At 69.5% G+C, this 15,800-nt stretch carries 10 protein-coding genes and 1 tRNA gene; 3 read left to right on the forward strand and 8 right to left on the reverse strand.

Translation table 11 applies throughout. The features are described 5' to 3' along the window. Both D456_RS24660 and D456_RS0120480 read right to left on the reverse strand, forming a co-directional pair. On the reverse strand, positions 1-5,394 hold a 5,394-nt coding region (locus D456_RS24660), incomplete at its 3' end, for a non-ribosomal peptide synthetase (RefSeq protein ID WP_160166742.1). Between the two features lie 85 nt (positions 5,395-5,479). Next, on the reverse strand, positions 5,480-6,838 hold the full coding sequence (locus D456_RS0120480) for a serine hydrolase domain-containing protein (protein WP_152442634.1): 1,359 nt from the start codon (positions 6,836-6,838) through the stop codon (positions 5,480-5,482). 48 nt (positions 6,839-6,886) lie between these two features. Between D456_RS0120480 and D456_RS27290 the strand changes: the two genes are divergently transcribed. Further along, entirely contained in the window at positions 6,887-7,060 is a 174-nt protein-coding gene (locus D456_RS27290) for a hypothetical protein (protein WP_204366792.1), read from the forward strand. A 445-nt stretch (positions 7,061-7,505) separates the two neighbouring features. Here the strand turns inward: D456_RS27290 and D456_RS26700 are convergent, their stop codons facing one another. After that, on the reverse strand, positions 7,506-7,751 hold the full coding sequence (locus D456_RS26700) for a hypothetical protein (protein WP_040699766.1): 246 nt from the start codon (positions 7,749-7,751) through the stop codon (positions 7,506-7,508). A 222-nt stretch (positions 7,752-7,973) separates the two neighbouring features. Between D456_RS26700 and D456_RS0120490 the strand changes: the two genes are divergently transcribed. Further along, the gene (locus D456_RS0120490; RefSeq protein ID WP_017578049.1) at positions 7,974-9,248 is read left to right on the forward strand and encodes a sensor histidine kinase; all 1,275 of its coding nucleotides are present in this window, start codon (positions 7,974-7,976) and stop codon (positions 9,246-9,248) included. Further along, positions 9,236-9,889 carry a response regulator transcription factor gene (locus D456_RS0120495; protein ID WP_017578050.1) on the forward strand — a complete coding sequence of 218 codons (654 nt, stop codon included), beginning with the start codon at positions 9,236-9,238 and terminating at the stop codon, positions 9,887-9,889. Before D456_RS0120490 ends, D456_RS0120495 begins: the two co-directional genes overlap by 13 nt. A 69-nt stretch (positions 9,890-9,958) precedes the next feature. On the opposite strand, the gene D456_RS0120500 is transcribed toward D456_RS0120495, so the two are convergent. The 5 genes from D456_RS0120500 to D456_RS0120520 form a co-directional block, all read right to left on the reverse strand. After that, a tRNA-His gene (locus D456_RS0120500) sits at positions 9,959-10,031 on the reverse strand. A gap of 66 nt (positions 10,032-10,097) precedes the next feature. Next, on the reverse strand, positions 10,098-10,757 hold the full coding sequence (gene orn / locus D456_RS0120505) for an oligoribonuclease (RefSeq protein ID WP_040699768.1): 660 nt from the start codon (positions 10,755-10,757) through the stop codon (positions 10,098-10,100). 196 nt (positions 10,758-10,953) lie between these two features. Then, on the reverse strand, positions 10,954-12,813 hold the full coding sequence (locus tag D456_RS27640; protein WP_239643892.1) for a DUF2510 domain-containing protein: 1,860 nt from the start codon (positions 12,811-12,813) through the stop codon (positions 10,954-10,956). A gap of 100 nt (positions 12,814-12,913) precedes the next feature. Further along, on the reverse strand, positions 12,914-13,552 hold the full coding sequence (locus D456_RS0120515) for a hypothetical protein (protein WP_017578052.1): 639 nt from the start codon (positions 13,550-13,552) through the stop codon (positions 12,914-12,916). Positions 13,553-13,858: 306 nt separating this feature from the next. Next, on the reverse strand, positions 13,859-15,622 hold the full coding sequence (locus D456_RS0120520; protein WP_017578053.1) for a substrate-binding domain-containing protein: 1,764 nt from the start codon (positions 15,620-15,622) through the stop codon (positions 13,859-13,861). Between the last annotated feature and the right edge of the window lie 178 nt (positions 15,623-15,800).

Here is a 15,800-nt window from a genome sequence, read left to right on the forward strand (position 1 = left end):
GGGCGGGTTCTGGCCGGTGAACAACACCATCCGCACCATGGGACCGGTGGCCGGGTCGAGTGAGGACTGGGCCGAGTGAACGCGCTCGGTCATCGCTTCCTCGGACCGGTCTGCGGGGAAGCCGGCCAGGTCCATCGTCTCCACGGCCGGTCCGACTTCCCCGGCCTCGTCGATCCGGACGTTGCCCGAAGCATCCATCCGGAGCCGGAGCATGTCGTGGTGCTCCAGGAGCGCTTCGGCCACCCGGGCCAGTGCGTCGGTGTCGGCGTCCTCCGCCAGATCGAGCAGCACTGACATGTTGAAGTGTTCCAGAGCCACCGGGTGGGTCTGCAGGAACCACCGCATGATGGGGGTGGTGGTCACCGGGCCGGAGACCGGTCCGGTCCAGGTGGGTTCGGTGTCCTGATCGGTCCGGGCGACCCGGGCCAGGGCCGCGATGCTGGGGTGGGAGAAGACCTGTTTGGAGGTCAGGGTGATGCCTGCCCGGCGGGCGCGCGAGACCAGCTGGATACTCAGGATGGAGTCGCCGCCCAGGGCGAAGAAGTCGTCGTGCACGCCGATCTCCTCGGTGCCCAGCACGGACGCGAACACTTCGCCCAGCTCCCGCTCCACCTCCGAACGCGGAGCAACGAAGCGACCCTCACCGTTCCCCTCGGTGGGCGGCTCGGGCAGTGCTCGGCGGTCCACCTTGCCGTTGGCGTTCAGCGGCATCGTCTCGAGCGGCACCAGCACCTGGGGCACCATGTACGCCGGGAGCTGACGGCCCAGGTCGCCCCGCACCTCCTCGAGATCCTGCCCGGTGGGGGAGCCGTTCGGGCCCACGACGTAACCGAGCAGGTACCGGCCGCCGGAGGCAGATCGGTGCACGAGTACCACTGCCTCGGCGACTTCGGGACAACGCAGCAGCGCCGCATAGACCTCACCGAGTTCGATGCGGTGGCCGCGGAGTTTGATCTGTCCGTCGGCGCGGCCGACGAACTCGATCTGCCCGTCAGCCTGCCACCGGACCAGGTCGCCGGTGCGGTAGAGGCGTCCGCCGGACCCGAAGGGGTCGGCGACGAACCGCTCGGCGGTCAGTTCCGGTCGCCGGTCGTAGCCGCGTGCTACACCATTGCCGGAGATGTAGAGTTCGCCGACCACGCCGGCCGGGACCGGCCGCAGCGCGCCGTCCAACACGTAGGTGCCGGTGCCGTCCATGGGGCGGCCGATCGGGCAGTTCCCCTCCCGTGCGCGTCCCGGAGCGATGGGGACGCAGGTGGCGAACGTGGTGGTCTCGGTCGGGCCGTAGACGTGCACGATCTCGGTGTCCTCACAGGCTTCCAAGACCCGGGTGAAGGAGGCCGGGTCGGCGGCCTCACCGCCGGTCCACACCTGACGCAACCCGGAGAAGCAAGCGGGATCCTGCTGGGCGAACAGGTTGAACAGGGCCGTGGTCAAAAAGAGCGCGGTGACCCCGTGCTCGTCCACGCCGGCTCGGACCCTGTCGGCGGTGATCCCGTGCTCGGGGGCGACCACCACGGTTCCGCCATTGAGTAGGGGAGTCCAGACTTCGTAGGTGGCCGCGTCGAAGGCGTGCGGGGAGTGGAACAGGACCCGTCCGTGCGCGTCGGTCCAGCGGGTGTCGCGGGTCAGGGCCACGATGTTGCGGTGGTCGACCACCACACCCTTGGGCTTGCCGGTGGAGCCGGACGTGAACATCACATAGGCGGCCGAGCCCGGCCGGGCCTGCTCGGGAGCCTCGGCGTGGCCGAGGGCCGGCTGTTTCGGTGGATGCTCGGCCGATGCGGTGAGCCCGGCCGGGCCGTAGCGGTGCACGGTGACGGGGAGACCGGTGTACAGCTCCAGCATCCCCGGGTCGGTGATCGCGGTGTCCACCCCGTTGTCGGCGGCCAGGGCGGCGACCCGTTCGGCCGGGACGCTCTCGTGCAGTGGGACGTAGGTGGCTCCGGCTTTCAGGACCCCGAGCATGGCGACCACGACGTGTGGCGAGCGCGGCATGGACAGGAACACCCGGGTCTCGTGGCCGGCCCCGTGGGCGCGCAGGTGATCGGCGACCTCCTCGGCCCGCCGGTCCAGCTCAGCGTAGGACCACTGCGTGCTGTCGCCGATGAGAGCGGTTTTCTCGGGATGGTTGCGCACCCGCTCGGCGAAAACCTCGGGGACGGTGACCAGGGGTCCTTCGGTCCCCTCCCCCTGCCAGGAGGACAAGGTACGGCGCTCTTCCTCCGGGCTGATGTCGAGCCGGGCCACCGTCAGATCGGGGGCGGACCCCATCAGTTCGGCGATGGTCCGGAGGCCTTCGGCCAACGCGGTGATCCGGGCGGCATCGTAGAGGTCGGTGTTGTACTCCAGGTACAGACGCAGCCCGTCGTCCTGCTCAGTGAACTCGAAGACCAGGTCGAACAAGGACGAGGTGCGCGGCAGGTCCACGGGGTACACGTCCACTCCGGGCAGGGCGAGCTCCCCGGAGTGGGCGTTCTGGAGCACCATGAGGGCTTGGAAGAGCGGGGTACGGCTCGGGTCGCGTTCGTCCATCACCGCGTCCACGATCAACTCGAGGGGCAGTTCGTGATCCAGCGCTGAGACGGTGGTCCGGTGCACTCGGTCCAGGAAACCCTCGAGCGTGGAGGAAGGGGCGACCTGCGACCTGATCGCCACGGAGTTGACGAAGAAGCCGACCATGTCGTCGACCTGGGGATGCTCCCGCCCGGCCGAAGCCACACCGAGTGTGATGTCCTGACTGCCCGAAGCGGTGGACAGCAGCAGTTGGGTGAGTGCGGTGAGCGTGGTGAACAGGGTCGTCCCACGCCGGTGCCCGAGCTCTTCGAGAGCTCGGGTCAGTTCCGGACCCAGGTCCATGCGGTGCACAGCACCCGCCGTGGTACGGACCTCCGGGCGCGGCCGGTCCGTGGGGAGGTCCAGTGCCTGGACCTCCCCCAGCTCCCGGTGCCAGAACTCCAGACGGTCGCGTGTCCTGTCCTTGCTCCAGCGGTCCTGCTCCCAGACCGCGAAGTCGGCGTAGTCCAGCTGCTCGCCCTCGGTCCCCTGCCCGGAACGGCCCTCCACTTCCTCCCGGTAGAGCGCGGCCAGGTCCCGGGTGAGGAGGTCCACCGACCAACCGTCGCAGGCGATGTGGTGGATGCTCAGCACCAGTACGTGCTCGTCGTCCGCGAGCCGGACCAGGAGAGCACGGAAGGGTGTGCCTTCCACGAGGTCGAACGGCCGTTCCACCTCGGCGGTGAGTACCTCCGTCAGCTGTTCCCAGTGGTTCCGGCCGTCCCCCTCCAGCACGTGCTGGTCCAACAGTTCGTGACCGGGCCACGGTCGGCGGACGGACTGGACGGGGCCCTGCTCGGAGTCGGCGTAGGTGGTGCGGAGGACCTCGTGTCGACGTTGAAGCCTGTTGAGGGCCTCCTGCAGCGCAGGAATGTGGAGCCGGCCGAGTAGCTGGTAAGCGGAACCGGTGTAGTACTCGACGCTGCCAGGATCGTGCTGGTACAGGAACCACAAGCGGCGTTGAGCCGCCGACAAGGGAAGAGGACGTTCCCTACCGGTACGTACGATCGGCTGGACGGGGGTCGCCACTTCGGCGCCCCGGGCCGCGAGCAGGGCAGGGGTCGGCAGGGTGAACAGCACCCGCCGGTCCAGGGTCGTGCCCAACCGGTCCTCGATCCGGGACAGAGTACGCAGCGCCAGGATGGAGTCGCCGCCCAGGGCGAAGAAGTCGTCGTGCACGCCGACCTTCTCGGTGCCCAGCACGGAGGCGAACACCTCGGTCAGCCCTTGCTCCAGCTGTGAACGCGGGGCCACGTACTCTTCCCGGTTCCTCGCTGCCAGGTCCGGCTCGGGCAGTGCACGCCGGTCCGCCTTGCCGTTGGCGTTCAACGGCATCCTCTTGAGCGGTACCAGGACCTGGGGCACCATGTACGCCGGGAGCTGACGGCCCAGAGCGTCCTGGACCTCTTCGAGGTCCTGCCCGGTGGGGGCGCCGTTCGGGCCCACGACGTAACCCACCAGCTGCCGGACCCCGGAGGCCGATCGGTGCACGAGTACCGCTGCCTCGGTGATCTCGGGCCGGCGCAGCAGGGCCGTCTCGACCTCACCGAGCTCGATGCGAAAACCCCGGATCTTGACCTGGTCGTCGGCACGGCCGTTGTATTCCAGCTGGCCGTCATGGTTCCAGCGGGCGAGGTCGCCGGTGCGGTAGAGGCGTCCGCCGGATCCGAAGGGGTCGGCCACGAACCGCTCGGCGGTCAGCGCAGGACGGTCGTGGTATCCGCGGGCCACACCTGCACCGCCGACGTAGAGTTCACCGACCGCGCCGGTCGGGACGGGCCGCAGCAGTTCGTCCAGCACGTAGGAGCGCATCCCGTCGAGCGGGCCGCCGATCGGGACCGGGGAAGGGGCAGGCCCCCCGTCCGCCAACGAGAAGTGGTTGGCGAACGTGGTCGTCTCGGTCGGACCGTAGGCGTTGGAGACCAGCAGGCCCGGACACGCGTCACGGACACGTTCCAAGGCCCCGGGGTTGGCGGCCTCACCGCCGCTGAGTACTTCCCGCATCCCGGTGAAACAGGCCGGGTCCTGGGAGGCGTACAGACTGAACAGGGAAGCCGTCACGAACGTGGCAGTGACGGCATACCGCTGCACCACGGCCGCGAACCCCTCGGCATCCAAGTACCCGGGCGGGGCGACCACGACGGTGCCGCCGTTGAGCAGTGGCGCCCAGATCTCGTAGGTGGCTGCGTCGAAGGCATGGGAGGAGTGGAAAAGCACCCGCTCGTGGCCACCGCTGCTCCAGCGGTGGTCCTTGGCCAACCGGACGATGTCGTCGTGGGTGACCATGACCCCCTTGGGGGCGCCGGTCGATCCGGACGTGAACATCACATATGCCAGACTCTCCGGGCGGATACGTACCGGATCGGCCCCGAGGGTTCCGGGCGGGAGCACCTCGTCCACGTGCACCACGGACAAGCCGGACCGATCCGGGACGTGTGCGGCCGTGGAGGAGTCGACCACCATGCAGCTCGCTCCGGTCTTCCGGGCCAAATGCAGGATCCGCTCGTCCGGGTCATCGGTGCGGACCGGGACGTAGGCCGTGCCCGCGCGCAACACCCCGAGCATTGCCGTGATCACGTGTGTGCCCCGCTCCAGGGCCAGGAGTACCGGGGACTCGGTGCCGGTCCCGTGCGCGCGCAGCCGTGCGGCCACGGCGGCCGAGGCAGTGTCGAGCTCGGTGTAGGACAGTTCGCCGTCCGGCCCTGAGACCGCGACCGCGTGCGGGGCGCGGGCCACCTGTTCGGCGAACGCTTCGGGAACAGTTGCCGAGGGGCCGTCGGCCCCGCGTCCCTGCCCGGAGAACGAGGTGGGGACGGACAGGTTCTGTGAGGACAGCACGATCAACTACTCCTGGGCTCGGTATGGGGGAGCGGCGAACCGATGACAGAGGTCGCGGAGGGGAGGGAGGAAGAGGGCGGGCAGCTCAGACCTGTGAACGGACCGGGAGCGGTGTCCGGCGGAGCGTGCGGCCGTTGTACTGCATCGATGCGATCGTTCCCGGGGCCTGGGGGGCGGGGAGGAAACGGCCGGTGAAGGAGATGCCGCCGAGGTCTCCCACGGTGACGGAGAAATTCAGGTCAGAGGTCGCGGTCAGGGGACCGGAGAACCCGTTGGCCAGGCCGAACCAGAACTCGTCGGAGCCCAGCCGGGTGACATCGACCTTCAGGTCGCCGTTGACGTATCGCCCGGTGATCTCCTCGCGGGTGACCGCTTCCGGGCTTCGGGGGGCCGACTGGCGGTAATGGCCCAGATCCAGGCCCAGGTCGCGCAGGCCGACCACCAGTTCCTCCCAGAGCTGCAGACCGGAGGTGCCGTTGGTGGTCAGGGCCAGAGCGGTGCCCCCTTCGGGGTCAACGCGGAGGTTGCAGGTGCTGCCCTCCAACGTGCCGTCGTGGCCGTACCAGAGCCGGTCGCCGGCCAAGTGCAGAGCCCAGCCGGCGCCCCAGCCGTCGGCCAGACCGAACGGGTCGGCGGCCGGAACCGAACGGCCCATCTCGTGCAGGATCCGCGGGTCGGCGATGTCGGTGTCCAGTGCCGCGTCCTCGGGGGACATGAAGGCGCGGCCGAAGTTCACCAGGTCGGTGGCGCTTCCGGCCAGACCGCCGGCCGGAGTCAGGGCAGGTTCGACGTAGGGGATGACCGCGTCGACCGAACCCGAGGCGGGGTCGACGGTGTGGCCGCTGACGGCCGTGGAGGCGGCCCCGGGGTCGCGGGCGTCATGGACGAAGGCCAGATCCAGGTCGGCGGGGAGGAGCAGGTGCGACTCCAGAGTCTCCCACCAGTTCTGGCCAATGACGGCCTCCACCAGGTAGGCCGCCAGGGAGTAGGCGCTGTTGGAGTAGGAGAAGGCGGTCCCGGGTGTGCTGACCGGCCCCTGCTCCAGGAGGGACATGGCTTGGCGGCGCAGGGAGGCGGATCTGACGGACCCCTCGTCGTGGTCGGAGACCAGGCCCGCGGTGTGGCTCAGCAGCTGTCGGGGGGTCATCGCGTGGACCGGGTGGCCGTCGGGGTGGCCCAGTCCCGGCAGGTAGGCGGGCACCGGAGTGTCGAGGTCGATGTCGCCGTCCTCGACCAGCTGGAGAACGAGTGCCGCGGTGAAGATCTTGGAGACCGAGCCGTAGGCGAAACGCGAACGGGCAGTGACGGGGGCGCCTGTGCCGGTGTGCTCGACACCCATGGTGAGTTCGTGCAGTCCGCCGTCGTGGTAGAAGGAAAGCTGCGCTCCGGGAACCAGTGCTTTGTGGGCCAGCCCTTCGAAGAGCCGCGAAATTTCTGTAATCACGCCATCTCCCATGGTGAACAGAGAATGATGGATCCGTCTGATGCGCGGGTGGCTGAAGATGTAGCCAGCATTACCGACGGCCAGATACTTCACCATACCTTCGAGGGGCGTCAAGGGATCCGGTTGTTTCCTGAAAAGGCACTTCATGGGTTGATCCTGTGGTACGGGAGGCTGCGCGCTCCGATGTCGTGCGATTTGCCTCAGTTGCGCCTCAATAAATGAATCGAAAGGTGCATGCTGTTCATTTTTCGTTGGTGGCGGGCGCGGTCCAGCGGGGCCAAGCGTGGGGAGGGTCGGCTCCTGTGCTTCTCTGACCTGTGTTTTTGCCCGTCCGGGGATACTTGCGAGCGGTGAGGGTTCTGGCGCGCCCTTTGTCCCAGGTGGGGTCGCCGCCTTTCGGTATTCGCTGGCCGGGCGGTGTCAGCCACTCTTTTCGGAGGCGATTCCGGTGAAAGGCGAACGGTCCTGTTAATGTGTCCTGGGTCACCCCGGGGTGCCGACGGAGCAATGGAGAATACGCTGAGGTATGTTTCGGGAGGGTAGTGTAATAACCGTCACCGGCGATTGGCCGATTTCGGTCATAAAAAATGCCCGCCCGGTGTGGGCAGGCTCCATCGGATCGAGCGGTAAGAGTGAAATGCTACCGCTTATGCGCTCAGCTTACGCATCAATTCCTGTGGCGTACATGGTGCATGATGAGCAGGACGATGCACACGACGGTCGACAACCCGAACGCCACGCTGACCAGCGGATGGAAGGGTCCGAAGGAAGTGGCTGCGTTCGCTGCGGCCCCGAGGACGATCAGCAGCCACAGGACCACCCGCACTGTGTGTCGGCTCCGGCGCGGAGAGGTGTCGCCGTTCCGGCCCCCAGAGCGGCTCGGACTCTGCGTGAAGCGGTAGGGATCGCTCATCTCATTCTCCTGGGGGCCTCGGGCGGCAGGACAGGGGGTGGACGCAGCCGGGGACACGGAACATACCCGCACAACCCTAGGGGCCGGGCACCGGTGGGTCGATCCCGCGCACTGGACGGTTCCGGGTACAGCAGGCTGTACCTTTCCCCTTCCTGCTGCCGTGCGGGAGCTCCTGCCGGTATGGTTGCGCATTGCACATGCGGCTCCGGCCAGGAAAAGAACATGCCCCCCACGAACAACGCCACCAGGCCGCTCCGTGAACTCATGGCGATCGGGTTCAACAACGTCTTCCTGAGTATGGAGCGCCTCGCCGGCGGACTGATCACCGCCTTGATGGCACTGTTCTGCCTCTCCGTCCTCGCTGCCGTTCTCCTTGCGAGCCCGCTGGGTGTGGGCCTGCTCCTGCTGCCCGTTGCCCTGCGGCTGATCAGTAAGGTCGCCGACCGGGAACGCCACCGTCTCTCCCGGTGGGGGACGTCAGTACCGTCACCCGCGGCGTTCGATCACCCGAGCGGTCCAGGAGAGGCGTTGCGGGCCCTGGTGTCCCGGCCCCGGGTCCGGCGCGAACTGCTCTGGTTGTTCTGTCACGCCACCCTGGGCCTGTTGACCGGGTTCCTCGGGGTCGTCCTGCCGATCATCGCCGTCCGTGACAGCACGTTCCCCCTGTGGTGGCGGCTGCTGCCCCCAGAGACGGCCGGGGCCTCCATCGGCGTACCCGTGCACACCTGGTCCGAGGCCCTGGCCGTCGGACTGCTCGGGGCGGGCTGGGGAGCGGTCACGTTCGGTGTGCTGCCGTTCTTGGCCCTGCTCCAGTCGTGCCCCGGACGTTGTTTCCTGCGGCCTCGCATACAGGCGGTCCTGGCCGAGCGCATCACGGTCCTCACCGAGACCAGAGCTGCCGCGTTGCGGTCGCACACGGCGGAACTCCGCAGGATCGAGCGCTCCCTGCACGACGGGGCGCAGAATCGGCTGGTGGCCGCCATCATCCGCACGGGCGCGGCACGCCGGGCCCTGTGGACCGATCCGGAGCGCGCGGAGGAGGCGATGGAACAGGCTCAGGCCGCAGCGGAGGAGGCTCTGGCCGAGTTACGGGGGGTGGTGCGCAGCATTCTCCCCCCGGCCCTGGAGAACAACGACCTGGAGGGGGCACTGACTGCTCTGGCCCCCGGTTGCTCGGTCCCCTGCACCGTCGATGTCGGAGACTGTGGTCCGATGGCTTCCTCCATCGAGGCGACGGTCTACTTCGCGGTGGCCGAAGCCGTCACCAACATCACGAGGCACAGTGGTGCCGACCGGGCCCGGATCCGTGTCGCCAGGGACGGAGACAGATTGCACGCCCGCGTCCATGACAACGGACGGGGAGGCGCGGACGAGCGAGCCGGGTCCGGCCTGGCGGGGGTCCGTCGCCGCGTGGAGGCACACGACGGCACACTCACCGTGGACAGCCCCGTCGGCGGGCCGACCGAGATCGGATTGGAGCTGCCGTGCGGATCGTGATCGCCGAGGACGACGCCCTGCTACGGGAGGGGATGGCGGCCCTGCTGCGGGACGAGGGGTTCGAGACCGTCGCAGCCGTCGGCGAGGTCGACGCGTTGGTGGAAGCAGTGGCCGAGCACCGGCCCGACATCGCCATCGTCGACGTACGGATGCCCCCGACCTACACCGATGAGGGCATCAGGGCGGTGAAACAGGCCCGCCGTGTCCGAGCGGGGTTGCCGGTCCTGGTGCTGTCGGCCTGGGTCGAACGGTCCTTCGCCACGGAACTGATGGAGAGCGGGACTTCCGGTATCGGTTACCTGTTCAAGGGGCGTGTCGGCCGGGTCGAACAGTTCCTCGACGTCCTGCGCCGGGTCGCCGGCGGAGAGACCGCCATCGATCCGGAGGTGGTGGCTCAGCTCTTCGTCCGCAAACACGCCGATGACGCCCTGTCCGGACTCAGCACCCGCGAGCGCGAGGTCCTGGCCCTCATGGCTGAGGGGATGGGCAACAGCGCGATAGCCGAGCGGATGGCTGTCACTGACGGGGCCGTGCACAAGCACATCCGTAGTATTTTCGGCAAGCTCGGACTGGCGCCCGACGACCGGTCGGACCGGCGGGTCGCCGCGGTCCTGCGCTACCTGAACGCCACCGGGCGCTGAACCGGTCCGCTGTCCCCGCCCCCGTACACGCGAAAGGCCCCGACCTTCCGGTCGGGGCCTTTCCCTCTGGGTGAGTGACGGGACTTGAACCCGCGGCTTCTTGGACCACAACCAAGTGCTCTACCGACTGAGCTACACCCACCATGTGCGCCTGGCCTCTCGGCCCTGCGTACGTTTCAATCCTAGCCCATCCGGAGGAGTGCTTCGGTCACTTCTCCTCGAGCCCGGCGGCCTCGGCTGCCGACGCCGCCTCCCGGGCCTGCTTGCCGTCACCGCCCTCGGTGATGTCGGCGGCCACGGCGCGGGCCACCGCGGTGCTCGGTCCGGGCTCGGGAACGAAGCCGGCGGCGCGGTAGTACCGCAGCTCGTGGATGCTCTCGGTGATGTCTGCGAGGGCGCGGTGGCCGCCGGCCTTCTCCGGCCCGGCGTAGTAGACGCGCGGGAACCAGCGGCGCAGGAGTTCCTTGATCGAGGACACGTCGATCATCCGGTAGTGCAGGAATTCGTCGATGCGTTTCATGTCGCGTGCCAGGAAGGTGCGGTCCGTGGCGATGGAGTTCCCGCACAGGGGTGCCTTGCCGGGTTCGCGCACGTACTGGCGGATGTGCTCCAGGACTGCGTTCTCGGCCTCCTGGAGTGTGAGGCCCTTGTCGAGCTCATCGAGGAGCCCGGAGGTGGTGTGCATGTCGCGCACGAAGTCGCCCATGCCGTCCAGTGCGGCCTGCGGGGGTTTGACCACCACGTCGATGCCCTCGTCGAGGATGTTGAGTTCCCCGTCGGTGATCAGACAGGCCACTTCGATCAGCGCATCGTTCTCGAAGTCCAGGCCCGTCATCTCGCAGTCGATCCACACCAAACTGTCATTCATACGGGTCAGCTTAAGTGCCACGGAAAGCGGCCGGGTACGCCGTTCGGCCTCGGGCACACGTACGGGCACACGCGTGTGCACCGCCGCGCGCACCCGTGGTGCGGGACCGCATGCGTCGGGGCGGGCACGCACATGCGCGCCCGCCCCGGACCCTGCTCCCGTGGCGGCCGAGAGCCGCCACGGGACCGCGCCGGGATCAGTCCCAGACGAACTGCCGGGGAGAACCGACGTCGAAGAGCTCGTACATCCAGTCGTAGACGCCCCACACCTGCAGGTAGGTCGCGACCAGCGCGACCACCACGATCAGGGCCAGGACGAGGCACCCGCAGCCGCACCCGCTCCGCTTCTTCTTCCGCGGGGGCTGTTGCGGACCGGAGCCCGGATAGGGGTGTGCGCCCCCGTGGCCGCCGGTGGGGCCCCACGGCGGGGGCTGAGGTCCCTGGTGTCCGGGACCGGGCGGCTGGCCGCCGGCGGGGCCGCCCATGGGTCCGGGCGGGTACGCGCCGTGCGGCGGCCCCCCGGGACCACCCGGACCACCGGGCGGCGGCCCGCCGGGGTGCCCCATCGGGCCGGGAGGCGGGCCGCCGGGTCCACCGGGCCCACCGGGGTGGCCCATCGGTGCTCCGGGCGGCGGGGGTTGTCCCGGACCGCCCATGGGGCCGTGCGGCGGATATCCACCGGGCGGGGGATAAGCCCCGGGCCGGGGCGGGCCGAAGCCCTGCTGCCCGCCGGAGTAGGGGTTCTGCCCACCGGGATGGGGAGGCTGTCCTCCGGACTGGTACTGGGGGTGGTGGCCGGGCTGCGGGCCCGAAGGCGGGTACGGGGGAACACCGGCACCGTACTGGGGACCGGAACCCGGGGCCTGCGGGGGCTGACCGGGGGCCCAACCCTGCTGGGGGCCGCTCGCGGGTGCGGGTTGTGCGCCGCTGGGCGCATTCCCGGGGGTCTGCGCGCCACTTGCGGCGGCGGCACCGGGGGCTGCACCGCCGTGGCCGGGGGCCTCGCCGGGCTGCGCCGGGGGCTCACCCTGAGCGGGGCCCTGCTGCTCCTGTACCGGGGCCTGCTCGGAGGAGACCTCCCCCGCCGCCGGTGCCCCGGGCTCGGGGGCGGCGGACTGCGGCTGCTGGGCGGCCTGGGTCCCGGCCTGGCGCTGGGCCCCGGCCTCCTGCTGGGCACGCTCCTCGTCGGCCTTGCGCTTGGCCGCCTCGTCGCGCTGCTCGCGGCGCTCCTCGGACAGGTCGGCCCAGCCCTCCTTGATGCTGCCCAGGAGTTGGTTGAACCGGCCGCCCTTCTTGCTGCCCTCCTCGCTCTGGGGCCCCTGACCGGGTGCTCCGCCGGAGAAGGCCGGGTCGTTCGGGTCGAAGACCGCGGTTCCGGCCACGCCGCCGGAGTTCCCCGCGTCACCGGCCCCGCCCGCGGCGCCGGGGTCGAAGACCGCGGTACGGGGCGCGTCCTGGCCGCCGGCGGGGCTCTCGGGGTCGAACACGGCGGTACGCGGGGCCTGGCCGACGGGGTCCGTCCCGTCCGGTCCGGAGTCCGGGGCGGTCCGTTCGGGGTCGGGATCCCGGGAGTCGCGGAGCTGGTCGGCCAGATCGGCGGTGGGGACCTCGTCGCCGTCGGTCAGGTCTGCGGTCGGCAGCTCGTCGTCGCTTTCCGACGCGTCTCCCCGGTCGGGCAGGTCGGAGGGGCTGATGCGTACGGTGCTGGGCTCGTCCTCGGCCGGGGTGGGGGACTGGTGGGACGGCGCGGGGGAGGAGGCTTGTTCCGGGGGTCGGGGGCCGGAGGGGCTGATGCGTACGGTGCCGGGCTCCTCCTCGACTGGTCGGGGTTCCGGTCCGGACGTACCCAGACGCACGGTTCCTTCCTCGTCGTCACCCGTTGCGGTGCCGTCGAGCCGGGTCGTGGGGGGTTCGTCGTCCTCGACGTCCCCGCCTCCGCCCTGGAGTTCGCTCAGTGAACGGGTATGGCGCGTCCACTCGTCACCGTTCCACCATCTGAGCGTCTGTGCGTCGCCCTGCGGGTCCGCGTACCAACCCGGCTCGATAGATCCACCCATGGCGGACAGACTAAGGGGTTTTGGCTGCGCGCTTAACCAGCGGTACCCGATTAGTGACGTTTGTCAGTAGGTGTTCCTTTTCTGGTTAGGTAGCCGAATTTCACGTGATTGCTGTGACGCGTGCGTTATCGGAGGTGTGCAGTCCGTTTTCCCCGGCCTCGGGGGTGAGGAGATGCCCCACGTCCAGGAGTCCGGGGCCGGGGAGGTGAGACCCCGGGACCTGGTCGTGGCCGAAATGCCCACCGCGCGCCCACATACGCACCGTGCGCTCGCGCGCGAGCCGGTCGCGGTCGGCGACCTCCGTCCCCGGGGGGCCGGACGGCCACCGCCGTACCACCCCCCACGAACCCAGCCAGTCCATGATCGCGGTCAGGCCCAGCATCGGGCCGTCGGTGAAGGGAACACTGCGCCGCGCCACCACCGCCACCACCAGGCACACCCGTCCCTCGTCGGCGTGGTCGACGTACTGCTCGTAGTACCGGGTCTCGCCCAGGGGCAGTTCGCTGCGGCGTGTGGCCGCCAGGATCTGCACGGTCTCGCCGGAGAGCGGGTGCCACACCAGGTGCGGGGCACGGCCCTCCGAGACCAGGCGTTCGGCCTCCGAACGGGCCGCCCCCGTTCCCCGGTCGGGGTCCGTGTCGGTCACGGTCCACACCGCCCGGGGGGCGCCCGCGCCCGGCGGCGCGTGTTCGTTCCCCCCGGTGAGTCGTTGCGCGCCGGGCATCCACGCGTTGGCCATGGCAGTCCAATCCGGTCGTCACGGGTCCGGCCCGAGGGGAGCGGGGCCGGCAAGGCCTCTGGTCCCTTCTGGGTACGCCAGGGCCAGGGAGAAGTCCATAGCCGTTCGGCGCAGGGACAGGGTCATGTCACTTCGGGGACGTGTGAGCGGCCCCCGAAGTCTCTCTCGCACATTTCGCACCCGCACGCCGTGGAGGGAGCGGGTACGGAACCGCTGCAGACCGCACGCGCCCCGGGCCCTCCCACCGAACGCGCCACGGGGCCCGACCGCTCGGCCGGGCCCCGTGGCAGGGCGGTCCTGCGCGGGTCAGCTGTCGTCGTCCCCGTCGCCCTCGTCCTCGATCCGCAGGGAGAACGCCTGCACGAAGATCTCTCCGATGTCGCGGGGGTCCTCGGTCATGTAGGCGGCCCCGCCGGTAGCGGCGGCGATCTCCTGCAGCGGTTCCAGGTGCTGCACGTCCGGGCCGAAGGCGATCGTGATGATCGGGATCGGACGCGAGGGGCTGGAGAGCTCGTCGATGCCCTCCAACAACTCCTCCAGCTCCATGCCGCCGGGGTGGTCGTTGTCGCCGTCGGTCAACATGAGGATGACGTTGGTCCGGTCGGGCCGGTAGGTGCGCGACATCTCCTCGTAGGCGGCCAAATAGGTCTCGTACATGGCCGTGTCACCCTCGGGCCGCGGCTGGAGGCTGTCGAATTCCCGGGCCACGGCGTCGCGGTGGTCGTTCCCGTCGTCGCCGGCGGCCTGCAGTTCCCGGACCGGTGCGAGTTCCTGGTGGTGCAGCCCGTCGTTGATGTCGGTGGAGAACTCCCACAGCCCCAGTTCCGAGGTCGGGGTGAACATGTCCAGCCCGTCGTCGGCGGCGGCCCCCGTGACCTGCATACGGGTCATGCCGGTGCCGGGGACCTCGGCCATCATCGACCCGGATACGTCGACGATGGTCAGGACCCGCGAGTCCATCTTCAGCTGGGTCCAGGACCGGGTGAGCTCCTCGATCGAACCCTCGGAGGGGACCGGGAGTTCCTCGGGCACTTCCTCCTGGAACCCGGCGTCGGCGGTGAGCACCCCGGTGTCCATACCGTCGTCGGTGTCGCGGAAGCCCTCTTCCAGGAAGTGTCCCCGGTTCTCCTCGGCACGCACCGTGTTGCGGAACTCCTCGGCAGCGCGGGTGATGGCGCTCTCCTCGCTGCGGACCACGTACGGGTAGTCGAGGTAGTAGGTGTTGTCCATGTACCCGGCCCGGGCGGGTGCCTCCGAGTGCATGGTGTTGTAGCGCCACACCGCCTGCTCGGACATGACCATGAGCGGCGGGGACTCCTCGCCGCCGCCGCTGAACGCCAGGAACGCGGCCTCCTCGTTGGCGGAGGCCCCCTGGTGCAGGGACTGCAGGGCCGCGGTCATCTGTGCGTTGAAGGTATCGGTGTCGGAGGAGGACTCCTGCAGGGCCCCGTGCAGGAGGTAGAGGGACCCCAGACCGGTGGCACTGCGCACGGGGTCGACCACGCGCACGGTGCGGTCCTGGCCCTCACCAGGGGCACCGGAGGGCACGACGTCCTTCCAGGTGCTCTCCTGCGAGTCGTCGGCGAACTCCTCCAGCTCGGCCAGCACCAGGGGCGTGCGGGCCAGGGAGGTGCCGGTCTCGGTGATGATCGCGTCGCCGGCCTCGCTCTGCACCTGGCGCGGCCACACCGAGGAATCGGGGATCCACACGTCGGACTCGGTGTCACCCATGGTGGCGCCCGACCCGGTGATGGAGTAAGCAACGTCGGCGGAGTCGGCCTGGCGCACGTCCACACGCACGCAGTCGCCGTCGACGGTGTGCTCCTCGGCGTTGAACTCATCGGCCACGGCCTGCACGGGCGGGGCCATCTCGGGGGCGACGGCGACGTCCAGGTTCAGCTGGGAACCGCAGCCGTCGGAGCGGTTGACGAGTATGTAGACGCCGGCCACCACGAGGGCGAGCACGATGGCCAGCGCACCGGCCAGGGCGGCGACGGCTCCGCCTCGGCCGCGTCGTCTCTGGCGGCCGCCGGAGGGTTCCTCTGCGTATTTTCCGCGGTGACGTCCCACAGCTTTCCTCACGGGGTGGTGTACGGACCGTGTGTCCTCAGGGGGATGGAGGCGGCCCGTCGGTAAGGGAGTGAACGGACCGAAACGGTGTTATTGGAGGGAACGGTACTCAACCGCCCCGAACCTTCGGGCGTTCCCTGTCACGTTTCGTGCCGGGGCGAGTGACTTCGTACGACCT

Origin of the sequence: Nocardiopsis kunsanensis DSM 44524, from assembly GCF_000340965.1 — a bacterium.
Lineage (GTDB): Bacteria > Actinomycetota > Actinomycetes > Streptosporangiales > Streptosporangiaceae > Nocardiopsis > Nocardiopsis kunsanensis.

Excerpts from the sequence above, each read along its gene's own strand:
- orn (WP_040699768.1), bottom strand. The coding sequence starts at position 10,757 with ATGAATGACAGTTTGGTGTGGATCGACTGCGAGATGACGGGCCTGGAC.
- D456_RS0120490 (WP_017578049.1), top strand. The coding sequence starts at position 7,974 with ATGCCCCCCACGAACAACGCCACCAGGCCGCTCCGTGAACTCATGGCG.
- D456_RS27640 (WP_239643892.1), bottom strand. The coding sequence starts at position 12,813 with ATGGGTGGATCTATCGAGCCGGGTTGGTACGCGGACCCGCAGGGCGAC.
- D456_RS26700 (WP_040699766.1), bottom strand. The coding sequence starts at position 7,751 with ATGAGCGATCCCTACCGCTTCACGCAGAGTCCGAGCCGCTCTGGGGGC.
- D456_RS0120515 (WP_017578052.1), bottom strand. The coding sequence starts at position 13,552 with ATGGCCAACGCGTGGATGCCCGGCGCGCAACGACTCACCGGGGGGAAC.